The 22,954-nt window shown below is 45.0% G+C and carries 17 protein-coding genes; 3 read left to right on the top strand and 14 right to left on the bottom strand.

The annotated features are described in order from the left end of the window. Positions 1–15: 15 nt before the first annotated feature. Entirely contained in the window at positions 16–948 is a 933-nt protein-coding gene (locus tag D1136_RS03665; protein WP_161876285.1) for a hypothetical protein, read from the top strand. Here D1136_RS03665 and D1136_RS03660 read toward each other — a convergent pair. The 4 genes from D1136_RS03660 to gldJ are packed head-to-tail and all read right to left on the bottom strand — an operon-like array spanning position 936 to position 5,897. After that, positions 936–2,276: a dihydroorotase gene (locus D1136_RS03660; RefSeq protein WP_161876284.1), complete on the bottom strand. Its 1,341-nt coding sequence runs from the start codon at positions 2,274–2,276 to the stop codon at positions 936–938. The two genes, D1136_RS03665 and D1136_RS03660, sit on opposite strands and share 13 nt — an antisense overlap. Beyond that, positions 2,273–3,019 carry a polyprenol monophosphomannose synthase gene (locus tag D1136_RS03655; protein ID WP_161876283.1) on the bottom strand — a complete coding sequence of 249 codons (747 nt, stop codon included), beginning with the start codon at positions 3,017–3,019 and terminating at the stop codon, positions 2,273–2,275. Before D1136_RS03655 ends, D1136_RS03660 begins: the two co-directional genes overlap by 4 nt. Before the next feature lie 12 nt (positions 3,020–3,031). Then, positions 3,032–4,321: a UDP-N-acetylmuramoyl-tripeptide--D-alanyl-D-alanine ligase gene (gene murF / locus D1136_RS03650; RefSeq protein WP_161876282.1), complete on the bottom strand. Its 1,290-nt coding sequence runs from the start codon at positions 4,319–4,321 to the stop codon at positions 3,032–3,034. 55 nt (positions 4,322–4,376) lie between these two features. Next, positions 4,377–5,897, bottom strand: coding sequence for a gliding motility lipoprotein GldJ (gldJ, locus tag D1136_RS03645; protein ID WP_161876281.1), 1,521 nt, complete (start codon positions 5,895–5,897; stop codon positions 4,377–4,379). Between the two features lie 246 nt (positions 5,898–6,143). On the opposite strand from gldJ, the gene ispF reads away from it, so the two are divergent. Continuing rightward, positions 6,144–6,623: a 2-C-methyl-D-erythritol 2,4-cyclodiphosphate synthase gene (ispF, locus tag D1136_RS03640; protein WP_161876280.1), complete on the top strand. Its 480-nt coding sequence runs from the start codon at positions 6,144–6,146 to the stop codon at positions 6,621–6,623. Between the two features lie 47 nt (positions 6,624–6,670). Here ispF and D1136_RS03635 read toward each other — a convergent pair whose 3' ends face one another. The 6 genes from D1136_RS03635 to D1136_RS03610 all read right to left on the bottom strand — a co-directional run bounded on the left by D1136_RS03635 (position 6,671) and on the right by D1136_RS03610 (position 14,120). Continuing rightward, the gene (locus D1136_RS03635; protein ID WP_161876279.1) at positions 6,671–8,053 is read right to left on the bottom strand and encodes an aminopeptidase C; all 1,383 of its coding nucleotides are present in this window, start codon (positions 8,051–8,053) and stop codon (positions 6,671–6,673) included. 41 nt (positions 8,054–8,094) lie between these two features. Beyond that, positions 8,095–9,486 (bottom strand): dihydrolipoyl dehydrogenase, encoded by a 1,392-nt coding sequence (lpdA, locus tag D1136_RS03630; RefSeq protein WP_161876278.1) that lies wholly within the window; start codon positions 9,484–9,486, stop codon positions 8,095–8,097. A gap of 84 nt (positions 9,487–9,570) precedes the next feature. Beyond that, positions 9,571–11,553, bottom strand: a complete 1,983-nt coding sequence (locus tag D1136_RS03625; protein WP_161876277.1) for a glycoside hydrolase family 97 protein — start codon at positions 11,551–11,553, stop codon at positions 9,571–9,573. Positions 11,554–11,646: 93 nt separating this feature from the next. Continuing rightward, positions 11,647–12,492 carry a metal ABC transporter permease gene (locus tag D1136_RS03620; RefSeq protein WP_237566979.1) on the bottom strand — a complete coding sequence of 282 codons (846 nt, stop codon included), beginning with the start codon at positions 12,490–12,492 and terminating at the stop codon, positions 11,647–11,649. Then, the gene (locus D1136_RS03615) at positions 12,482–13,225 is read right to left on the bottom strand and encodes a metal ABC transporter ATP-binding protein (RefSeq protein WP_161876276.1); all 744 of its coding nucleotides are present in this window, start codon (positions 13,223–13,225) and stop codon (positions 12,482–12,484) included. The genes D1136_RS03620 and D1136_RS03615 overlap by 11 nt, the downstream gene beginning before the upstream one ends. A gap of 22 nt (positions 13,226–13,247) precedes the next feature. After that, a complete protein-coding gene (locus tag D1136_RS03610) occupies positions 13,248–14,120 on the bottom strand; it encodes a metal ABC transporter solute-binding protein, Zn/Mn family (protein ID WP_161876275.1) in 873 nt (290 codons plus the stop codon). Positions 14,121–14,472: 352 nt separating this feature from the next. On the opposite strand from D1136_RS03610, the gene asnA reads away from it, so the two are divergent. Beyond that, positions 14,473–15,510, top strand: a complete 1,038-nt coding sequence (gene asnA / locus D1136_RS03605) for an aspartate--ammonia ligase (protein WP_161876274.1) — start codon at positions 14,473–14,475, stop codon at positions 15,508–15,510. 96 nt (positions 15,511–15,606) lie between these two features. Here the strand turns inward: asnA and D1136_RS03600 are convergent, their stop codons facing one another. The 4 genes from D1136_RS03600 to D1136_RS03585 all read right to left on the bottom strand — a co-directional run bounded on the left by D1136_RS03600 (position 15,607) and on the right by D1136_RS03585 (position 22,830). Further along, positions 15,607–18,903: a S41 family peptidase gene (locus D1136_RS03600; RefSeq protein WP_161876273.1), complete on the bottom strand. Its 3,297-nt coding sequence runs from the start codon at positions 18,901–18,903 to the stop codon at positions 15,607–15,609. 265 nt (positions 18,904–19,168) lie between these two features. Next, positions 19,169–20,878, bottom strand: a complete 1,710-nt coding sequence (locus D1136_RS03595; RefSeq protein WP_161876272.1) for an acyl-CoA dehydrogenase family protein — start codon at positions 20,876–20,878, stop codon at positions 19,169–19,171. Positions 20,879–20,904: 26 nt separating this feature from the next. Further along, a complete protein-coding gene (locus tag D1136_RS03590; RefSeq protein ID WP_161876271.1) occupies positions 20,905–21,924 on the bottom strand; it encodes an electron transfer flavoprotein subunit alpha/FixB family protein in 1,020 nt (339 codons plus the stop codon). Between the two features lie 33 nt (positions 21,925–21,957). Next, the gene (locus D1136_RS03585; RefSeq protein WP_161876270.1) at positions 21,958–22,830 is read right to left on the bottom strand and encodes an electron transfer flavoprotein subunit beta/FixA family protein; all 873 of its coding nucleotides are present in this window, start codon (positions 22,828–22,830) and stop codon (positions 21,958–21,960) included. Positions 22,831–22,954 lie beyond the last annotated feature (124 nt).

Here is a 22,954-nt window from a genome sequence, read left to right as displayed (position 1 = left end):
TCCCGGCGTTTATATATGCTTGTTGTATTGCCGTTTTTAGTCATGGCAATTGCTTTTTTAGACGGCTATTTTCCGGGTGAAACCATGAGCAGAGTGCCGGTAAAGGGGAGTATCAATATTGCTTTCGATTATCTGGATAAGTCCTGGTTGTCGGTCATAGGGTCTCTGATAGTGCTGGGAGTGGCTTATCTGATTTTCTTTATTAATGAGAGATTCAAGTTATTGTATCAGACCACTACTTTGCCTTCGCTGTTGTATGTGTTGTTGACTTCTGGTATGTTGGTGAGCCTGGGTATTGATAATCTTTTGATTTCTGTTTTTATTATTATCCTGGCTGTGGAAAGGTTGCAACTTGCCATTAATGATATTAAGGACAATCATGCATTGTATGATTTCGGAATGTTGATTATGCTGTCAGTGGCCGTTTATCCTAAATTTGTCTTGTTGGTTGTGTGGGCTATATGCGTGTTGTTTTTTTCAGGGCGTTCGACTTTAAAGGATATCACGGCTTTGTTGCTGGGGCTTTTGACTCCGGTAGTGTTTTTGACGTTTTATTACTTTTGGATAGGTAGTCCGGTTTCTCTACCGGATAGTTTCGTTTATAATTTATTGGTCGGAGAATATATCCATCGTCTTCCGGTTGTTGAAGTTGTGCGTTTGGGGATGCTTTTGTTCCTTTTGCTGGTGGCATTGTACAATTTATCCGTTCGTTATTCAATCTTGACCGTCAACCAGCGAAGAGGTATATTGTCTTTGGTTTCTATGCTGATTTTCCTGACCGTTACTTTATTTTTAATTCCGGGCAATTATTACGACTTTATGTATGTGATTGCTTTGCCTCTCTCTTTTATTTATAGTCAATATTTCCTGACTTACCGGACAGTTATTTTCGGAAACCTGATGTTTGTTTTATTCCTGGGTGCTTGTTTCCTGACTTACATGGTGTGATGGAATGTCAGAATCTCTCCGCAGTCGGAGGTCGGAAATTCTCCTTTGTGGTAAACTGTTTTTCCGTTAACCAGGGTGGTTTGTACCTGATATTGGAAAACCTGTCCTTCCAGTGGAGACCAGCCGCATTGGTAGAGGATATTTTCTTTTGTTACCTGCCAGGATGAGGGGTGGAAAATACAGATATCGGCTTTATAGCCTTCTCTCAGGAATCCCCGTTTTTCTATGTTGAAAAGCTTTGCCGGGGCATGGCACATGCTGTCTACGACTTTTTCCAGACTGATGGCTCCCTGCGCTGCCAGTTCGAGCATGACGGTCAGGGAATGCTGTATCATGGGGCCTCCGCTGGCTGCCCGGGTATAAGGTCCGCTTTTTTCCGCAAGGGTATGGGGAGCATGGTCTGTGGCAATGACATCAATGATTCCTTCGTTTACTGCCTTCAACAAAGCCTGGCGATCGTTTTCCATTTTGATGGCGGGATTCCATTTGACGAAATGGCCTTTTTCCTGGTATGCCTGGTCGTTGAACCAGAGATGGTGAACACAGACTTCGCCGGTAATTTTTTTGTCGCTCCGGGGGCCTTTATCCAATAATGCAATTTCTTCACTTGTGCTTAAGTGGAGGATATGCAGTCGGCTGTTGTATTTCCGGGCCAATGACGCGGCCAGCGATGAACTTTTCAGGCAGGCTTCGCGGCTGCGGATGAGGGGGTGACAATATGCCGGGATGTCTTCTCCGTATTTTTCTTTGTATAACGCTAAGTTGGCGTTGATGGTAGGGGTGTCCTCACAGTGGGTTGCGATTAACAGAGGACATTCGGAAAACAGCTGCTCCAATGCGGACAGGTTATCTATCAGCATATTTCCGGTGGAAGATCCCATAAAGGCTTTAATGCCGCAAGTAGTGTGCGGATCAGCTTTTTTTATTTCCCGGAGATTTTCTGTTGTGGCCCCTAAATAAAAGGAATAATTGACCAGGGAAGTGCGGGAAGCAATTTCCTGTTTCTCTTTTAAAAGGGAAAGCGTTGTGGTGGGCGGCATGACATTCGGCATGTCCATAAAAGAAGTGACTCCTCCGGCAGCGGCAGCCCGGCTGCCTTCGGCTATGTTCCCTTTATGGGTAAGTCCTGGTTCACGGAAATGTACCTGGTCGTCAATAACACCCGGAATGACGTAACATCCTGTGGCGTCTATAATTTCTGCCTGTTCCAGGTCTGCTTCCGAAAGAAATTCTGTTATTCGGATAATTTTATCATTCTTAATGACAATATGGGCCTTGAATTTCTTTCCTTCGTTAATCAGAGTTCCGTCCTTGATAATTTTTTTCATAGCTTTCCGGCATCAGTTCCTTTTTTGATTTTTCCCAAGAGGGCGCGGATTTTCATTGTAATTACTCCGAATACCGCTTCTTTAATAATTCCCCTGCTCATTTTCGAAGTTCCCAGAGTCCGGTCAGTAAAGATAATGGGTACCTCTTCTAATTTGAATTTTAGGGAATAGGCTGTGAATTTCATTTCTATTTGAAAGGCATAGCCTTTGAACTGGATTTTATCGAGGTAAATCGAAGATAATACTTTCCGGGTGTAGCAGACAAAACCAGCTGTTGCGTCGTGGATTTTCATGCCTGTAATGATTCTGACGTACTTTGAGGCGAAATAGGACAGCAGGACCCGGCTCATGGGCCAGTTCACTACATTTACTCCGGTCACATAACGGGAGCCGATAGACATATCTGCTCCGTGGACGCAAGCTTCGTACAGTCTTATCAAGTCCTGAGGATTGTGGGAAAAATCCGCATCCATTTCGAAAATGTATTGGTATTGATGTTCCAGAGCCCATTTGAATCCGGTGATGTAAGCAGTTCCTAATCCGAGTTTTCCCTGGCGCTCTATCATAAAGAGGGAGGGAAATTCCTGTTGTAACCTTTTGACGATTTGTGCTGTTCCGTCGGGGGAATTGTCTTCTATAATCAGGATGTCAAAAGCGGGCTCTAAAGAAAATACACATCGGATGATATTCTCGATGTTTTCTTTTTCGTTGTAGGTCGGGATGATGACTAATCTCTCATTCACAGTTTCTCAGTCTTATAGATATTCTACGATACGTTCCAGACGGTTGCCTCTGGAGCCTTTGATAAAGATGAAAGAGTCGGTCAGCGGGTGACAGCGGAGTTCTTCCATCAAGGTCTCTGTGTCTTTGAACCAAGTGATAAAATTACATTTATCATTGCAATGTTCAAAATGAATTCCTATCAGAAATATTTTGTCAAACCGGCTTTGTTGTGTAAGGTTCAGAATTTCCTGGTGAGCGGTTAGGCTTTCCTGTCCTAATTCCAGCATTTCGCCGAGTATCAGTATTTTATGGTCGCCGGGCATTTCGCAGAAATTGCTGACAGCAACTTTCATACTGCTGGGATTGGCATTGTAGGCATCCAGTATGACGGTGTTTTTTTCTGTCCGGATCAACTGGGACCGGAGATTGGAAGGACGGTATTCTTCTAAAGCTTTGCGGATTTGCAAAGGTTCTACACCGAAAAAAATACCTGTTGCTGAAGCTGCCATGGCATTGTCAAAATTATATCCTCCCACCAGGTGGGTTTTTATGTAGAGGTCCCCCTTTAAAGTTTTTAAGGCATATACGAGGTAGGGAATGGTTTGTTTGATTTCCCCCTTTTGTAAATCGCCTTCTGCTCCGTATGTGGCACGGTCATGTCCTTCGCTGAGTTGCATGAGCAGAAGGTCTGCTGCATTCACAAATACCTTGCCGTTTTTCCGGAAAATATATTCATAAAGTGCTTTTTTGGTGGCAATGATATTTTCGTAGTTTCCGAACCCTTCCAAATGTGCATGGCCGATATTGGTAATGATACCGAAGTCCGGTTCGGCAATTTCACAAAGGTCCCGGATTTCACCCGGGTGGTTAGCTCCCATTTCCACAATGCCGAATTCGGTCGTTTCGTCCATGCTAAGCAGAGTAAGAGGTACTCCAATGTGGTTGTTGTAGTTTCCTTGTGTAGCAACAGTCCTGAATTTCCGGGACAACACAGCCTGGCAAAGTTCTTTGGTTGTCGTTTTGCCGTTTGTTCCGGTGATGCCTAAGATGGGTATGCCCAGTTGCCGTCGGTGGTGCCGGGCCAGTTGCTGGAGAAACTCCAAGGTATCTGGTACCAGCTCACATCCTTCACAGAAATAGGCGGGTTCGTCTATTACGGCTAACGTTGCTCCTTTCTTCAAAGCTTCTGCCGCGTATTGGTTTCCGTTGAAATTTTCTCCTTTCAGGGCTATAAAAATATCTCCCGGTTGGATTTGCCGGGAGTCTGTGGTTATCCGGTGTCCCCGGATATTGCGGGTATAAAGTTCAGAAAGTGACTTCATAACTGATTGAGATTGAAAAGTACCGCCAGGTTCCGGTGGGACCTGGCGGGCTGTTTTATTTTTGCAATACTTTATTTCCTTTTCCTCCGGTGGCATTTCCCACATGGCTCATTGCACATCGGAATCCGATATCGTTGCTGGAACGTTTTTGGTTCATGTAGCGACGGGCTCCGGGGTTCAGCCAATAAGCCTTGTCTTTCCAGGAACCTCCTTTGTAAACCCGGGCTTCGTCATCGATTAAAGTCGTGATTTCACCTTTGCCGTCATTATAATACATATCCTGAGTTCCTTTGTCGTTTTCGGCAGATTTCCAGTCTACGTCGGCAGAAATACGGGATTTCAGGTCACCGTCGTCAAAGTTCCGGTTGTCGGCGGTCCGGTAATTTTCGCGGGTTGCCAATTCTGCATCCGTTTGATTGCGGTAGCGCATGCGGCCCAGACTGTCTTTGGGAGCCAGGGTTCCGTCTTCATTGAGAAGGGGAGTTTTGAAGACATTTCCGCGATAAGGATTGAATTCTGCCATATCCTGGAAAGAGAGGGTCCGATAGACATCTGCCACCCATTCATTGACGTTACCTGCCATATCGTACAATCCGAAGTCATTCGGCCAGAATGCTTTTACAGGAGAGGTGTAATCCCAACCGTCATTGGCAGAACCGGCAACACCCATATAATCTCCTTTTCCCCGGTTGAAGTTAGCCATCATGCGGCCGCGGCTTTTCTTTTCGGCATATCTGACCCATGAACCGTCCCAGGGATAAATGCGTGCGTTGGAGATGCGTTCGTCTTCCGTATTCCCTATCAATCCGTAGGCGGCATATTCCCATTCGGCTTCGGTCGGCAGGCGGTATTCCGGAAGTAAGATGCCATCTTCCCATTTCACGGGCCGTCTTTCTTTACCTAACCCTTTATAGTTCTTTTTCACCGTACCGGTATATTGACCGTTGGTGTATGTTTCGGTGTTAAAATTGTTTTCGTCTTTTTGGTTGTCCGGGTCGTGTGCCAGAATGCCTTTATCAATCAGTATCTGTTCATTTACCCGGTCTGTTCTCCAGATGCAGAATTCGGTGGCCTGTTCCCAGCTTACCCCTACTACCGGATATTCCGCATAGGCCGGAAAACGCAGGTAGTTTTTTACCATAGGTTCGTTATATCCTAATTGTTCCCGCCATACCAGGGTATCGGGAAGCGCTTTCTTGTATACTTCGGGATAGGTCACATATACTCTTTGCAGCCAAGCTAAGTATTCCAGCCAGTCGATATTGCGGACCTCGGTTTCGTCCATATAGAAAGAAGCAATGCTCACCCGTTTGGGAACGTTGTTCCAGGTTCCCATGACATCTTCCTGGGTACGTCCCATGACGAAAGTACCTCCGGGGATAAAAACAAGGCCGGGACCGGTTTTTTGGGCTTTTACTTTATTATATGCAATTCCGCCGTTTTTACTGTCGTTGTAATTCCAGCCTGTCGTGGCAGATTTCTTTTTGCCGAATATACCCTTTATTTTCTGGCAGGATGTCAGTGATGTCAGGAGGAAACAACAAGTTGCAAAAACTAAAAATCCATTTTTTCTCATGCGTGGAAATATTTTAGCTAATAGTTATATTTCTTTGTCAAAAACACACGTTGCAATTAATCCACAAATATAGATAAATAATGTTTTTGGGAAAAAGGAAATGATTGTATTTTTTTGAAAAAAGCTACATTTTAACTTATATAGTGCTATTTTTTCAGAATTGCTGCTTTTAAAATTCACGGAATGTTATTTTTTCGTATTTTTGAATGGTTTAAGCTATCTTTTTGTCGTTCAATTGTCTATATTATGAAAATTAAAACAGGTATCGGAATAGATGTGCATCGTCTGGAAGCCGGCAGAGAATTCTGGTTGGGAGGAATTAAAATAGAACACGAAAAAGGTTGTATTGCTCATTCCGACGGGGATGTGCTGATACATGCCATTTGTGATGCCTTGCTTGGGGCTACCGGTATGGGGGATATCGGACAACATTTTCCGGATACTTGTCCGGCTTACAAGGGAATTGACAGCAAGCTTCTGTTGGAGAAAACCAAAAAATTGATTGAAGATAAGGGGTATGCCATTAGTAATGTAGATAGTGTGATATGTTTGCAACGTCCGAAAGTACGTCCATATATTGATGAAATGAGGCGGTGTTTGGCTGATATACTTGAACTGGATCCGGAAGATGTTTCGGTAAAGGCTACCACTACTGAACAGTTGGGATTTGAGGGAAGGGAAGAAGGGGTTTCCGCTTATGCCTCTGTCCTGGTATATAAGTTGTAAGAGATTGCTGCGATAAAAAAAGAAGTGCCAGGCCTGGCACTTCTTTTTTAATACATATAGTCCCAAACAGGGAGTTGTACCGGTTGGGTTTTTAATGCCTGGATGGCTTTTTCGTCTAAATATTTTTTATGGACGACCAGACGGAACATATATTCGTCGAACCAGCGGTCGGTAAAAGTAAGATAGCCATTGTGGCCGGAAGCAGCGCCCCAGCTATTTTCAAATTCCCATTTCACAGGCCGGTCTTTTTCATCGGTGTCACATCCGATGAGGGTCATGGCGTGGGATGAACCGCTCTGACGGGTCAGAATGCGGGCTTTCTTATCCATATTCAGTTTTATTCCCAGTAGAGATTCATAGTCATACATGCCGGGGTCTAAGATGCCGGATGTACGATTGAATTGTTTGCCTACGTCGCAGGAGGCATACATGGCTTCGTTGTTTTTTATGGATTTTAAAGCTGCGGCTTTGATGTCTTCATTGGGCAGGTTCAGGTATATCCAGTTAATCCCTTCATGGGTGTTCCGGTAATTCTGGATTTCATAGGTCTGGTAGTATTCCCGGGTGGGATCGTTCATGAGCATAATGTAGTTGTCCGGACTGTAATCGGCCGGGGTAATTTCCCGGTAGAAACGCAGCGGGGTATATCCGGCCAGTTCTTTGATATTACCGGCTTTGTCCTTGTATCTCCAGGTAAATTCCGTCGGTGGTTCGCCCAAACAAAGAGACAACATCCGGTAAACGTCTTTCAGGATTTCTTTCTTTTCGTTCCTCAGGTCTTTGTTTTTTTTCCCGTTCTGCGCCATTTCTCTCAGGCTGTAACCACCTTGGCGGAGTTTTTCATTGATGAGGCTTACCATCTGGGATGTGTTGTTGGAATGTGCAGTCTCGGGCATGACATCTTGTGGAACGACTCCATATTTTTGGGCTGCATTGTAATACAAGTTCCACACTCCGCCATCGCCTACCGGAGATTTGAAATATTCGGTGACTGTGCGGTCATCCATGGGTTTGCCAGTTGTTGCAATGATGTTTTCTAAAAACAGATTGGATTTTTCAAAAATGTCCCAGAAATAGAGATAATTGTGTGAGAAATCAAATTGTTCCAGATTGTATTTTTCCATTACCAGCGGGCGTAGTACGTTCATGGAGGTAAACATCCAGCAACGGCCGGAACTGTATTGGTTGGTAATGCCCTTTACGTTGACACGGTATTTGAAATAATGGTCGATTTTCCCTTGTAAGTCCCAATTCAGGGCGTTGGCTTTCAAATCCTTGTCGTTGGTCAGGATGTTTTGGATGGCTTTGGTGGCCGCATCCCTGGCAAGGCTTCCCCGGATTTCCTGAAGGTCCTGTTCTGTGATATTTTGTGCAAAAATTCCGGAACAGGTAAAGATAAAGCTGGCTGTAATAAAATTTTTTATGTTCATGTCATCAATTGGATTAGTATATCAAATGTAAATGAAACGGATTAAAGGTGGATGACTTCGTCGTAGGCTGCGGCAGCAGCTTCCATCACGGCTTCGCTCATTGTCGGATGGGGATGTACGGTTTTGATGATTTCTTCCGCTTTTATTCCTTTTTTCCGGGCCAGAACCAGTTCGGCTATCATTTCCGTCACATTCGCTCCGACGAGGTGGGCACCTAATAAGGTGTTATCGGCGGCATTGAATATCAATTTAACAAAACCGTCGTTTGCACCGGCTGAGCTGGCTTTTCCGGAGGCGGTGAACGGAAATTTACCGATTTTCAGTTCATATCCGGCCTCTGTTGCTTTGGCTTCGTTCAATCCGACAGAAGCAACCTCCGGATTCGTATATGTACATCCCGGTATGTTGGTATAGTCTATGGGGTCGGGTTGCAGCCCTGCTATCTTTTCTACGCAACAAATGGCTTCTGCCGAAGCGACGTGTGCCAGTGCGGGACCATGCACAATGTCTCCGATGGCATAGATGCCTTCTACATTGGTGCGGTAATAGTCGTCTACTTTGATTTTGCCTTTTTCGAGTTCGATGCCTGTTTCTTCCAGTCCGATATTTTCGATGTTGGGGGTAATGCCCACAGCCGATAATACCATTTCAGCCTCATAGGTTTCGATTTGGTCTTTTTTGTTCCGGATGTTGATTTTCAGCAATTCTCCTCCGGTTTCAATATTTTCTACGGTGGATTTTACCAGTACCTCAATTCCTGCTTTTTTGAAAGAGCGGCCTACCTGTTTGGACACTTCTTCATCTTCTACGGGAAGGATTGTGGGCATAAACTCTACGAGAGTCACTTTGGTTCCCATAGCATTATAGAACCAGGCCAGTTCCGAGCCGATGGCTCCTGAGCCGACTACCAGCAGGGAGGCGGGACGATGGGACAGGGTCAGGGCTTCGCGGTAACCGATAATTCGTTTCCCGTCCTGGGGAATATTCGGAAGTACCCGCGAGCGGGCTCCGGTGGCCAGGATGATGTGCTTGGCTTCGTAAAGATTTTTTTCTCCGTTGGCACCGGTCACCTCTACTTTTTTGCCGTCAGCCAGTTTGCCGTGTCCGGAAATTACAGTAATGTTGTTTTTTTTGAACAGATATTGGATTCCTTTGCTCATTTTATCAGCAACTCCCCGACTACGTGCGATGACAGCTTCAAAATCGGGTTCTGCTTTTTCAATTTTTATTCCGTAGGATTCGGCATGTCGGGCGTATTCCAGAACCTGGGCCGATTTTAATAAAGATTTGGTTGGTATACATCCCCAGTTGAGGCAGATACCGCCTTGTTCGGCACGCTCTACCACTGCAACTTTCAGCCCTAACTGAGCTCCCCGGATAGCAGCCACGTATCCGCCAGGGCCGCTTCCGATAACGATTAAATCATAATTCATATTTTAAAGCGTTTTAAATAATCGGACAATTTTCCTTTTATTACAAAATTAGTAAAAGTTCCCGTATTGCTGTGGGATAAGATTTCAGAATATCCGGGCTGTCCAGCCTCCGCCGGGAGCCATCCGGATGTTGACTTTCCGGTTGGAGGGTACCGGTAGTATTTCCCTTTTGTAATCCCTCCCTGTTTTTGCAGCATTGACTCCGTCCCGGAAGATTTCCATCTGATAATTGCCTTCACCGAGGAAAGAAAGGTCTATTTCGAGTTCCCGGGGGGTCCAGTTGGTCATTGCTCCCACATACCATTCTTTGTTGTGGCGGCGGGCCAGAACCACGTATTCTGCAATTTTTCCGTCCAAGGCGATGGTCTGGTCCCAGATGACAGGTACCTGACGGATAAATTCGGTGCATTCCGGTTCGCGCATGTATTCCGAAGCGTTGTCACACAGCATGCAGAAGGGGGATTCGAAAATGGTGTACATTGCCAATTGATGGCAACGGGTCCCCTGGCTCATCGGTTCGGTGTAGCAGGGACGGTAATTTTTCCGGGAGACGTTGCGCATAGCTCCCTGGGTATAATCCATCGGACCTGCCAGCATACGAATAAAAGGGATGCTCACGTCGTAAGTTACTGCATCATAAGTCTGAGGGGCCCATTTCATTTGTTCCAGGCCGTTGACTCCTTCATATCCCAGCACGTTCGGGTAGGTGCGTTGCAGGCCTGTCGGTTTGTGAATGCCGTGGAAATCAACTACCATTTTGTATTTGGCACAGGTTGCTGCTGTTTCGTATAAAAATTCGGAAATGAGTTGGTCGTCCCGGTCCATGAAATCGACCTTAAATCCTTTGATTCCCATTTCTGCGTAGTGTTTAATTACTTTCTCCATATCCCGTTTCAGGGGATAATAACCGGCCCATAGGATGAGGCCTACATTTTTGTTTTTGGCATATTCGGCCAGTTCCGGCAGATTGAGTTCCGGGACCACCTGAAAGAGGTCGGCTTTGAGGCGGACGGACCAGCCTTCGTCCAGAATGACGTAGGGAATATGGTATTGGGCGGCGAAATCAATGTAGTATTTGTAAGTGTCATTGTTGATGCCGCTTTTGAAATCCACTCCGGAGGTATTCCAGTCGCTCCACCAGTCCCATACGGCCATACCTGGCTTGATCCAGGAGATGTCCTCAATGCGGGAAGGGGAGGCCAGGCTGTAAACCATATCGCAGTCTGTCAGTTCTTTGTCGGAGGAAGATACGACAAAAATGCGCCAGGGGAAAGAGCGGGTACCCTGGGTTTTGGCGATGTAGTTTTCCCGTTCCTTGACCCGGAGCTGAAGCTGGTTGTGGCCTCCTTGTTCCACTACCTTGGGATAAGGGGCGAAATGGGCCTGCAAAGAGGGATGGTCTGTGGTGTTGTTGAGAAACATTCCCGGATAGTTTTCAAGGTCAGCTTCGGTAATGCACAATTTTTTACCTTCCGGCAATTCTACCATCAAGGGTAATATTTTTAGCCGCTTGTCGTTTAACTGCATGATTTTTTCATGGCTGTAAGGTTGTTCGAAAGAATTGGTATATTGCTGTTCGAATGTGGAAGCAGTAGAGTTGACGTAAGCCGTGTATGTGGAAAAATTTTCCGGAAACCGGAAATCTGCTTTTTCGCTGTTGACAATGATATCTCCGGGTTTATGCGTAACGAACCGGTAAGCCATTCCGTTGTTGTAAAGTCGGAATTGCAGGCTGTATTTTCCCTGAAAGTCCAGAGTCATTTCGTTATAGTTTTCTTCAATTGCACTCTTCTTGTAAAGGGGAGAAGGCAGGGTTTGTTTGACAGAATGGCGGGATATTTTCCGTACTTTGGGGTTAAGTCCTAATGTCTCTTTGTTATCTATAGTCATGGACACGGAAGATGGGGCCAGGACCACGGTATTCCCGTGATCCAGTGCAATCCGGATTTGGTCGCTGACCGTAACGGTTGTCTTTAGTTTTTGATTGGGAGACTGTAATGTGTAAGTTTTTTGGGCTATCAGGGAGCATGGGAATACCAGCAGCCACAGAAGTGTCATTTTCTTCATGGTATGTGATTTTAACGGTGAATCCGGAAAGAATGATTTAAAACGTTTTCATTCTCCATGGTACAAAGCTAATAAAAAAACAATACACACTTTTTATTTCCGGATTTTTTGAACCAGCCAACTGATGATAAATAGAATAAGGAAACCGATAACGATGGTAGCTCCTGAGGGTAAATTGGTTTGTGCGGAAATGAAAAGTCCGGTGACCGATCCCAGTGTACTGATGAGTGCCGAAGCGATGAGTTGTTGTTTAAAGTTTTTGTAATAGATTCCTGCGATGGCCTGGGGCAGGGTCAGATACGAGATGACCAGGATGATCCCAGCTAATTTGAGGCACAATACAATGCAAAGGGCGATGAGGATGGTGATGGAAATATCAATTGCATTGATGTGTACATGATGAGTCAGACTGTATTCTTTGTCAAAGGCGATGTAAAATAACGGGCGGAAAAATTTGAGGAAGAAAAGGATAATCAGGACACATAGAAGGGCTGATAAAAGAATCTGGCCGGAAGTGACGGTCAGGATATTTCCGAATAAATAAGACATCAGGTTCGGTGCATATCCCGGAGTGAGGTAGATAAACAGGATTCCGATAGCCATGCCTGCCGACCAGAAGATGCCGATTAAAGAATCTTCACGGAATTTTTTATTTTCGGACAAACTCCAGATTCCAAGAATGGATAATAAAGAGAAAACAGTGGCGCCCAGCATGGGTGAAATTCCGAGGTAGTAGGCCAAACCTAAACCTCCGAAAGAGGCATGTGTGATGCCTCCGCTGATAAAAACCATTCTTTTGGCCACAATGTAAGTGCCTATTAATCCGCAACTGATACCAATGAAGATGGTACTGAAAAGAGCATTCTGAAAAAAATCGTATTTTAGTAATTCAAGCATGGGATGAAAACAAATGAAACGGATAAAAGGGTTAGTCGGCATGTTTTTTGAGAACACGGTGGGGCACCGGACCGTGGGTCAGCAGTTCGAGCGGACAGTGGTAGGATTGCAATTGTTCCGGAGTGATAAGGTTGGAATGGTGATAATGTAATTCCCGGTTGACACAGGCAATGGTTTTTACATAAGAGCAGATTGTCCCCAGGTCGTGGGAGACCATGACAATAGCGATTGTTTTATTCAGTTCTTCCAGTATGGGGTAAAATTCTTTCTCAAAATTGCTGTCTACATACGTCGTCGGTTCGTCCAGGATGAGGAGACGGGGGGATGATATGATGGCCCGGCACAAAAATACTCTTTGCATCTCTCCTCCGGATAAATCTCCTATGGGTGATTTTTTATATGTTCTCATGCCATATTTTTCCAGCAGGGCCTCTGCTTTGAGTCGGTCTGTGCGGGTATAGGATCTGTACAGTCCTTTTTCAGACATCAAACCGGAAAGGACCACCTCAGTTACGTTTATCGGAAAACGCCGGTCGAAGCGGTTGGTTTGGGGAAGATATCCGAAGAGGTTTTGTTTGGGCGTATGATAGATGATTTCTCCGCTGAAAGGTTTCAGCAATCCCAGGATGACTTTCAGTAATGTGGTTTTTCCGCCGCCGTTGGGGCCGATAATTCCGATAAAATCGTTCGGGCGTATGGTGAGGTTAATGTCGTGGAGGACTGTCTGATGGTCGTAGCCTGCTGTGATGTGTTTTAATTCCAGGATGGGATTCATAGCCTAAATTTTTCGGTTGTTTTTAATGAAGCATTTCTCCCAGCAAGCGGATGAGTTTGTTTATTTCCTCTTCCCAATTCTCTGCCAGAGGATCAATGGAGATAACTTTCCCGTTGATTTGGCGGGCTATGGATTGGGCATTGCTTTTGTCAAACTGACTTTGGATCAGAATCAGACGGATATCTTTCTCTATAGCCAGATCAATGATTTCCTTCAAATGTTCGGGACTTGGTTCTTTGCCGTCCTCTTCAATGGATATTTGTTTTAAGCCGTAATCTGCTGCGAAATAGGTAAGTGCAGGGTGATAAATCAGAAATGTCTTTTCCTGTTTTGGAGCCAGTGCCAACTGTGTCTGGCGGTCAATCCGGTCGAGTTCCTGTACGAAAAGGTGATAATTTTTTTCGAATAGTTCCTGTTGTCCGGGATAATGTTTGCTTAATGTCTGAAAAATAGTTGTTGCCATTATTTTGACATTGGCCGGCGAAAGCCAGATGTGTGGGTCGATTCCGTCAGGGCTTTCATGGCTATGGCCACAACTGCCGTTCAGAAGATGGATGTTTTCAGAGTGATTGATCACCGGAATGTTTTTTTGTTTTTCCAGGACCGGATAAAGATGGGTATGTTCGAATGGCAGGTGTCCGATGGTAAAACAAAGGTTGCTGTCATAGAGATTTTTCAATTGTCCGGTGTTCAAATCGCAGGTGGAAGGGTTCATGCCGGGAGGAATCATCACATTTACCTGTAGGTAATCGCCGGCAATTTTTTCCACCATGTATTTTTGAGGAAGGATGCTGACGGTGACCATTCGGTGCCCGGCCGGCCTGGTATTACAGGATGACAGAAAAAAGAGACAATAGAATGAAAATATTGTGATATATAAATGTCTGGTTAGCATTGTATTATTAAAAATTATTCCGGTTTATTCGAGGCCAATAAAGATAATCTAAATAATTTGATATTTGATAGGCTTTCCTATGAATAAAAGTGGATAAATATTAACGCATAAACTGTATTTTGTTAAAATTCATACTGCCGCGCTGCATGTCGGATTTTTGCTTTATATTTGTTTCATCATGTAAGAAAAATGGCAGTTTTAAGTAATCATACCTATCTGAATTATAATTGCAATTCGAATTTGTTGCAATGGGGAGGTTGTTGTTAGAACTGTAAAAATAGAAATTTGAATGAATTAACTGAGGCCTTCCCGAGCGGAGGGCTTTTTTTATGTACTTAAACCTACAAAACAGATGGAACGGTTGTTTTTGCCTGGGGGGTATACCTCAAAGCTGGATGTTTGGCAGACTGAGCATGCCATTAAATTTATCAAGGATACGTTTCAATTGGCTCTGGCTGCTGAGTTAAAGTTGCGCAGGGTGACTGCGCCTTTGGTGGTGCCTTCCGGTACCGGTTTAAATGATAACCTCAGTGGAGTGGAGGCTCCGGTCAGTTTTGAAACACGGGTATTGGCAGGAAATAAAGCTGAGATTGTACAATCTTTGGCCAAATGGAAGCGTTATGCTTTATGGCGGCACGACATTCGGGCAGGTATGGGAATTTATACGGACATGAACGCTTTGAGGCCAGATGAGACGACTGATAATATTCACTCTGTTTATGTGGACCAGTGGGACTGGGAAAAGGTGATTACTCCGGAAGAGAGGACGCCGGCACGGTTGCAGGAGTGTGTGGAACGAATCTATGCGGCTTTGAAGCGTACGGAGTTTTTGTTAAGCGAACAATTTCCGGTGTTGCAGCCTTTTTTGCCCGAACATATTCATTTTGTTCATGCAGAAACGTTGAGACAGCTCTATCCTGGATTGTCGCCTAAAGAACGGGAAAGCCGGGTGGCTCAGGAATATGGTGCAGTTTTCATCCGAGGGATAGGAGGAGCTTTAGGGGATGGCAGTCTTCATGACGGCCGTTCTCCGGATTATGACGATTGGTCTACGGTTACAGAGGACGGTTTGGTGGGTTTGAACGGGGATATCATTGTATGGAATCCGGTGTTAAAGTCTGCTTTTGAGATTTCTTCTATGGGCATCCGGGTGGATAGGGAAGCTTTGGAACGGCAGTTGAAAATCCGGAAAGCGGAAGACCGGAAGAAATTGTATTTCCATTCTTTGTTGCTGGATGGCAAATTGCCCCAAACAATGGGAGGGGGAATCGGGCAATCGCGTTTGTGTATGTTACTTTTGAGAAAATGCCATATCGGGGAAGTGCAGGCCGGTTTGTGGTCAGAGGAAGTTATGAAGGCCTGCGAGAAGGCTGGTGTATTCCTTTTTTAGTCCTGAGGCAGATTTAACGGTGGATAGGGGTGGAGATAAAAATATCCCGAAAGCCAGTATCGGCTTTCGGGATATTTTAGGATATTATACAAAGCTTTATTTGATTTCTTTCATTAGGCTGTTAATAGCTGCTTCAAGTTGGAGATCCCGGCCTTTCAATGCATTTGCCGGGTCATTGGTAACTTTTATATCCGGTTCCAACTGCATGTTTTCCAGAATACGGCCCTGATTGTCTTTCATGCCCACCTGCGGAATACCAAAGACTACGCCGTTAATCATCGTTTCCCACCAAACGGCCGTCATGGTTCCGGGGACAGGCATTCCGATGAGTTTTCCGATTCCCAGTTCTTTGTATGCCCAGGGGAAACCGTGCGCATTACTGTAATTGCCTTCACTAATCAGTACGGCAGAAGGTTTGGTCCATTGAGCGAAAGGATCAATGCCGATGAACTGCCCGCGGGGAACAAATGAGGCAAATTGTTTTCCGCCCAGAAGATGAATTAAATCTTCGTGTAGCCAACCTCCTCCGTTATAGCGGGTGTCTACGATGATTGCCTTACGGTTGCGGTAACGGCCCAGGATGTCGGAATAAGCTTTCCGGAAACTGGGACTGTTCATTCCGGCTACATGGATATAGCCTAATTGTCCTTTGGAAAGACTGTCCACGATGTGCTGGCGTTGTTTAACCCACCGCAGGTATAACAGGTCGTTTTGCGTTCCGTAAGAAATGGGTTTTACGTATTCTTCCCATTCTTTTTTACTTTTTGGATCATAAACAGTGAGTAAAGTCCGTTTGTTGGCTTTTCCTTCCAACAGAGGATAATAGTCCTCTCCTTTTTTAATTTCCTGGTTGTCTATTTTTTTGATAATTATTCCGCTTTTGATTTTAGACTCTGGTTTGTCAAGTGGTCCTTTTTCCAGAATCTCACTGATTTTTAATCCGTTGCCGTTATAGTTCTTGTCGTAAAAAGCACCCAGAGAAGCAATTGCGGGACGATAGATGCCGGCACCATAGCGGGCTCCTGTGTGGGAAGCATTCAGCTCGCCCAACATTTCTCCCAGGACATCTGCAAAATCGAAATCATTGTTGATGTAAGGAAGAAAACGTTCATAAGCTTTTTTGTAATATGGCCAGTCTACTCCTGTGAAATCTTTATCATAGAATTTATCGGAGACTTGTTGCCATACATGGTTGAACAAGGCTTTCCGTTCCTCTGCCCTTCTCAGTTCAAAGTCTGCTTTATAGTGCAGTTGCTTCAATTGGCCGTTCCCCTGGTTGATGGTGAAGACCTGTCCGCCGGAGAGCAGATAAAGGGTTTTGCCATCTTGAGATAATTGCAGAGCCCCGTAACGTCCCATTTTGGATAAGATACGGGTGCTGTTGTTTTCAAAATCCCGTACCCATAAGTCATGTCCGCCTTCAAAAGCTGCCAGGTAGAAGAGTTTCTGACCGTCGTTGGTCAGTACGGCATCTCCCAGATTAGAAGAGTTAATGGTCATTCGGACCATCCGGTCCTCCAGATTATTCAGGTCTAATTTAAGCTCCGGCAATTTGTTCTCTTCTGTTTCTTCCTGTTTGTTTTCTCCTTCGTTCTTTTTCTCTTTTTTCTTCTTTTTATCCGCTTTTTCTTTCTCTTCTTTCTTGGCTTCTTTTTCCTTCAGTTCTTTTTCTTTTTTCTCTTTCAGCTCTTTTTGTTCTTTTGCCAATGCTCTTTCCTCTTTGGACATCCGGAATTCCTCATAAGCTTCAGGATCTAAAAAGAGGGCATAGACATCATATTGTGCACCCCAGCTACCGTGGCTACGCATACCCTGGCGGTCTGTTTGCCAGATAATGGCTTTTCCGTTCATCATCCAACGGGGATTGGCATCGCTGTATCCGCTGTTGGTGAGATTGTGGATTTCTCCTTTCCCGTCTGCTTTTATCAGGGCAATGTCGGGGTGTTGCCATCCTCCTTCTTCAAAAAATTTAGCCAGAATCCACCGTCCGTCCGGAGACCATTCAAAGGATTGGTCGCCGTCTACATAAGAATAATTGTATTTTGCCGGCAGTACAGTTCGGGTTTTCTTATTTTTTAAATTGATTACTTTGATTTCTGTACGGTTTTCCAGGTAGGCAATTTCTTTCCCGTCCGGAGAGAAAGCCGGTTGGAAACAAGCTGTATTTCCCTTGGTCAGTTGTTCTTCTTCGATTTCCCGGGCATAGGCGAACGATTTGTCGTCCTCGTTTTTGAGCCGGGCAATGTAAAGGTTCCATTGTCCGTCGCGTTCGGATGCATAAACGATGGAGCGTCCGTCGGGGGCGAAACTGAGGTTGCGTTCCTGGGCTGGGGTGTTGGTAATCCTTTTGGTGGTACCGTATTCGGCATTGGCGACGAAGACGTCGCCCCGATTGGTAAAAGCAAATTCTTTACCATCCTTTGAAAGAGCTATCTCCCGGGCCCCACCGTTCCAGGTATATTTGCTGACCGTCGGTTCCTGGTTATCCATGATGAGGTGGATAGCTACTTTTTGGGGTTGTTGTCCCGGTTGCATGGTGTATATTTCTCCGTCGTAGTAGAAACAGAGTAAGTCATTGTTGGAACGGCTGAGAAAACGGACCGGGTGTTTCTTGAAATGAGTCAGTTGTCTGATGTTTTTGGGATCGCTTAAAGACATCTGGCAAACATTGAAATCGCCGAAACGTTCGCTCAGGAAATAGATGGTATTATCGTCTGAAGCAATTACAGGATAACGGTCTTCTACTTGTTTGTCAGTTAGATTTGTAAATGTGCCGTTTTGCAAATCATAGCACCAGATATCCCGGCAAACGGAAGAAGTGTGATGTTTACGCCATTCGTCTTCATATCCTTTTTTATCGTGATATAAGATTTTATTTCCGGCTTTGTTGAAACAGATATTGTAGGCTTCGAAAGTCAGGAATTGTTCCGGCCGTCCTCCTTTAAGGTCAATGCTATAAACTTGGCCTCCCGAAGGGAATTGGCCGTATACTTCGTCGGGCATGATGGAGGAGCGGTAAAGGATTTTTTTCCCGTCTGGTGTGAAACATTCAGGTATGGCACCACTGGTGAAGGTAGTCAAACGGGTGGGAGTACCTCCGGTTACCGGAATGGTAAACAGGTCCCTGCCGCCGTCGCGGGTGGAGCAGAAAGCAATGGTTTTTCCGTCCGGAGACCAGATGGGGTGACTGTCATAGGCCGAATGGGTTGTCAGTTGGGTGGCCTGTCCGCCTGTACTGCTAACCAGGAAAATGTCTCCTTTGTAACAGAAAGCAATGGTTTTTCCGTCCGGAGAGATGGCCGGATTGCGGGTCCATAAAGGAGTCTCCTGTGCCACAAGGCTGGAGAAAAGGAGTAGGAATACTCCTGCTAAAAACATTCTCATTGAATTCATGATTGTAGAAATTATTTTAGGAAATGATGATTTAGTCGTATGTTTTAGGGATAAAAGTAATGAATTTGAGGTAAGAATGCACATCCTCTGATGAGTTTAACGAAAAATTGTGAATATTTTGTGTTCTCATCCCTCTCCTTGTATCAGTGCGACTTTTTAAACTTTATGTAGTGGAAAGAAGAATCATTGACGGAATGAAAGATGGGTATATAATCCTAAAAAAAACGCCTTCGAAAAGGCGTTTTTTTAGGTATTTCTGGTAAAGTTAGTTTTTCTTGTAGATTCCCAATTTATCAGGGTTAAAGTTTTGGATAAATTCTGCATGTGCAGCAACCTTGGCTTTTCCGTAATTGATGAAAATCTCTGCCGATTTTTCAAATTTTTCACACCTTTGGGCATCTTGCAGCAACAAATAGCCGATGATGGTGTAACCGGCAATTTCTACTAAACGACGGGCATGGAAATCCGTATATTCCGTGTTTGCGGATTCGGTTACCTTGGCCGTGCAGTTTTCAAGCTGGTCGGTCATACCTTTTAAGGTTTCGCGCAAGTATTCGTGTTCCGGTTTAAGAGGCATTTTTTCATATACCTCCCGGATTTGTCTGGCATATTGTCCGGTGGTTACTCCCCGGATGGCTGCTACCACCTGTAATTGTGAAGTACCTTCATAAATATTGGTGATACGTGCATCCCGGACGTAACGCTGGATGGGATAGTCTTTCATAAAACCAGAACCGCCATGGATTTGAAGGGCATCGTAAGTGATTTCATTGGCATATTCGCTGGCAAATAACTTTTGCAACGGAGTGTAAATGTCTGCCAGTTTTTGGTATTCCTTCATTTCATTGCGTTCGTCTTTGTCCAATGCTCTTTCTTTGGAGATATGGTAGTAGGTTTTGTACATATCTACGAAACGTGCAGTTTCGTAAAGTACGGAACGAACGCCGTGCAGTTTTGCCTCCATATTGGAAAGCATTTCATAGATTGCCGGAAATTCGATAATGGGTTTGCCAAACTGTTTTCTTTCCTGGGCATATTTGAGTCCTTCGCGGTAAGCCGCTTCGGCGATACCTACGGATTGTCCCCCGATACCTAAGCGGGCAGCATTCATGAGGGCCATGACATATTTAATGAGCCCCATTTTGCGTTCTCCCACTAATTCTGCGGGTGCATTTCTGAAAACAAGTTCGCAGGTCGGTGAACCCTTTATTCCGAGTTTGTTTTCAATGCGGCGGACGGTTACTGCATTGCTGTTCCGGTCATAGATGAACATGGACAGACCGCGTCCGTCGTTGGTTCCTTCTTCGGAGCGGGCCAGTACTAAAGAAATGTGGCCGTCTCCGTTGGTGATGAACCGTTTAACGCCGTTCAGATACCATTGTCCATCCTGTTCGTTATAGGTTGCTTTCAGTTGCACGGCTTGTAAGTCAGAACCGGCATCGGGTTCAGTCAGGTCCATTGCGCAGGTTTCTCCGGCACATACCCGGGGCAGATATTTGGCTTTTTGCTCTTCATTGGCAAATTCGTTGATGGTTTCTGCGCAGTCCTGTAAGCCCCAGATGTTCTGCAAACCTGCATCGGCGCGGGCCACAATTTCTGCTGCCATGATGAAAGGAGTGATCGGAAAGTTTAAGCCATTGTATTTTCTGGGCAAGGAAATACCATTCAGGCCTGCCTGGTTGATGACGTCGATGTTTTGCTGGGTCCCTGCGGCATATTTTACATGTCCGTCGATTACCTGCGGACCTTCGGCGTCAACCGATTCGGCATTGACAGCAACCACGTCTCCGCAGATTTCACCTACAATTTCCAATACTTTGTCGTAATTGTCTATTGCATCTTCGAAATCCCGGGGAGCACTTTCGTATTGTTGGGCTTCCGTGTAATTGCGCTCTTTCAAAGCCACAATCTTTTCCATCAAGGGGTGTCCCAGATGGAATTTTATATCTTCATTATCTGTATAAAAATTAGCCATACCTTTGTTTTTACAATTTACAATGTTTATTTGCTGTTCTTTTTGTAGTATTGGATCATTTTGGGAATCACTACGTTCAGGTCTCCGGTAATGACATAATCTGCAAACTTATTGATGGGAGCATTTGCATCTGTATTGATGGCGATTACCATAGCCGATTCCTCCATTCCGGCAGTGTGCTGGATTTGTCCTGAAATACCACAAGCGATGTACAGTTTCGGGCGGACCGTAGTTCCGGTTTGGCCAATCTGGCGCTCATGTTCGCAAAAACCGGCATCCACGGCAGCCCGGGAAGCTCCTACTTCTCCTCCTAATACGGTGGCTAATTCGTGTAATAACTGAAAGTTTTCCTTTGAGCCCACGCCATATCCGCCTGCTACGATAATCGGAGCTGCTTTCAAATTTACCTTTGATTTTTCCATGTGGCGTTCAATCACATGAATCACAAAATCTTCCGGTGAAGTGAATTTGTTGACATCAATGGTTTTGATTTCTCCCTGATGACCGGCATTGAAAATCTCTTTTTTCATCACGCCTTCCCTTACGGTTGCCATTTGAGGACGGCAGTCGGGGTTTACAATGGTGGCAACGATGTTACCGCCGAAGGCGGGACGGATTTGGTAGAGCAAGTTGTGATATATTTTATTATTTTTCTTGTCTTCGTAATCTCCGATTTCAAGGCTGGTACAGTCGGCAGTCAAGCCGCTGTGCAAAGCTGAGGAAACCCGGGGGCCGAGATCCCGGCCGATGCTGGAAGCTCCCATGAAAGCAATCTGAGGTTTTTCCTGCTTGAAAAGGTTTACCAGGATGGAAGTATGGGGCAGGGTTGTGTAAGGAGCTAACCGTTTATCATCGCCAACCCATAGTACATCTACTCCGTATGGGAATATTTGTTTTTCTACTCCTTTGAGATTGTTTCCTAAAACGATGGCTTCCAGTTTGACACCCAATTCCGTGGCAAGGGTACGGCCTTTGGTCAGTAATTCCAGGCTGACATCTGCTACAATACCCTCTTCTATTTCGCAATATACAAATACACTGTTCATAATTTGATTTTAGATTTTTTAAATCGTAAATTATTACCCGATGGTGTGATTAACAATCAACTCTTTCATCATGGCATCAATAGCCTCGTCGCTGGGTTCCAGAACTTTGGCTTCTTTGGCCTGAAATACGACATTTTCAATGTTTTTTACTTTGGTCGGTGAACCGCTCAGACCTAATTCCTGTGCTTCACATTGAATATCGTTGACGCTCCATTCTGTGATTTTAAGGTAAGGACGTTCGTGAAGGAGATTCAGGTAATCTTCGTCTGCATCCTGCATTTCTTGTGCTGCCCGGGCATATTTGTATTTCATGACATGACGCGCATTCCGCGGACGGCAGGAAGCTGCTGAACCATTTACGGTTATAACGCAAGGCATGGAACATTCCACTACTTCCACTCCTCTTTCCAAACGACGTTTAATGGTTATTTTTTCGGATGTACATTCCAGAATATCTTCGGCATAGGTGACCTGGGGAAGGCCTAATTTTTCTGCAACCTGAGGGCCTACCTGTGCGGTATCGCCGTCTATCGCCTGACGTCCGCAGATGATTAAGTCGGTTTTTAGGTTGCGTAATGCACAGGCTAAAGCATAGGAGGTAGCGAGGGTATCGGAACCGGCAAATGCGCGGTCTGATAACAGATAGCCTCCGTCTGCTCCCCGGAACATGGCTTCCCGGATGATTTCTGCGGCCCGGCCCGGTCCCATGGTTAGAATATGTACAGTCGTCCCCTCTATCTTATCTTTGAGTTTTAATGCTTGTTCCAGGGCATTCAAATCTTCAGGGTTAAAAATAGCAGGTAAAGCTGCTCTGTTTACAGTTCCGTCTGCTTTCATTGCATCTTTCCCTACATTTCTGGTGTCGGGAACCTGCTTCGCAAGAACAACAATTTTCAGTCCTTTCATGTTACACGATTTAAATTATTGTCTTTTCAACCGGTAGCACCGGTTGAAAAGACCAGAATTAATATTCCACTTTAATGATATTGCACATTTATATTTGGTGGGTAAAGGTATTAAAATAAAGGTA

The organism is Odoribacter sp. Z80, assembly GCF_009935865.1.
Classification (GTDB): Bacteria; Bacteroidota; Bacteroidia; order Bacteroidales; family Marinifilaceae; genus Odoribacter.
Note: the sequence above shows the minus strand (reverse complement) of the source record. Positions and strands in the feature narration are given on the sequence as shown.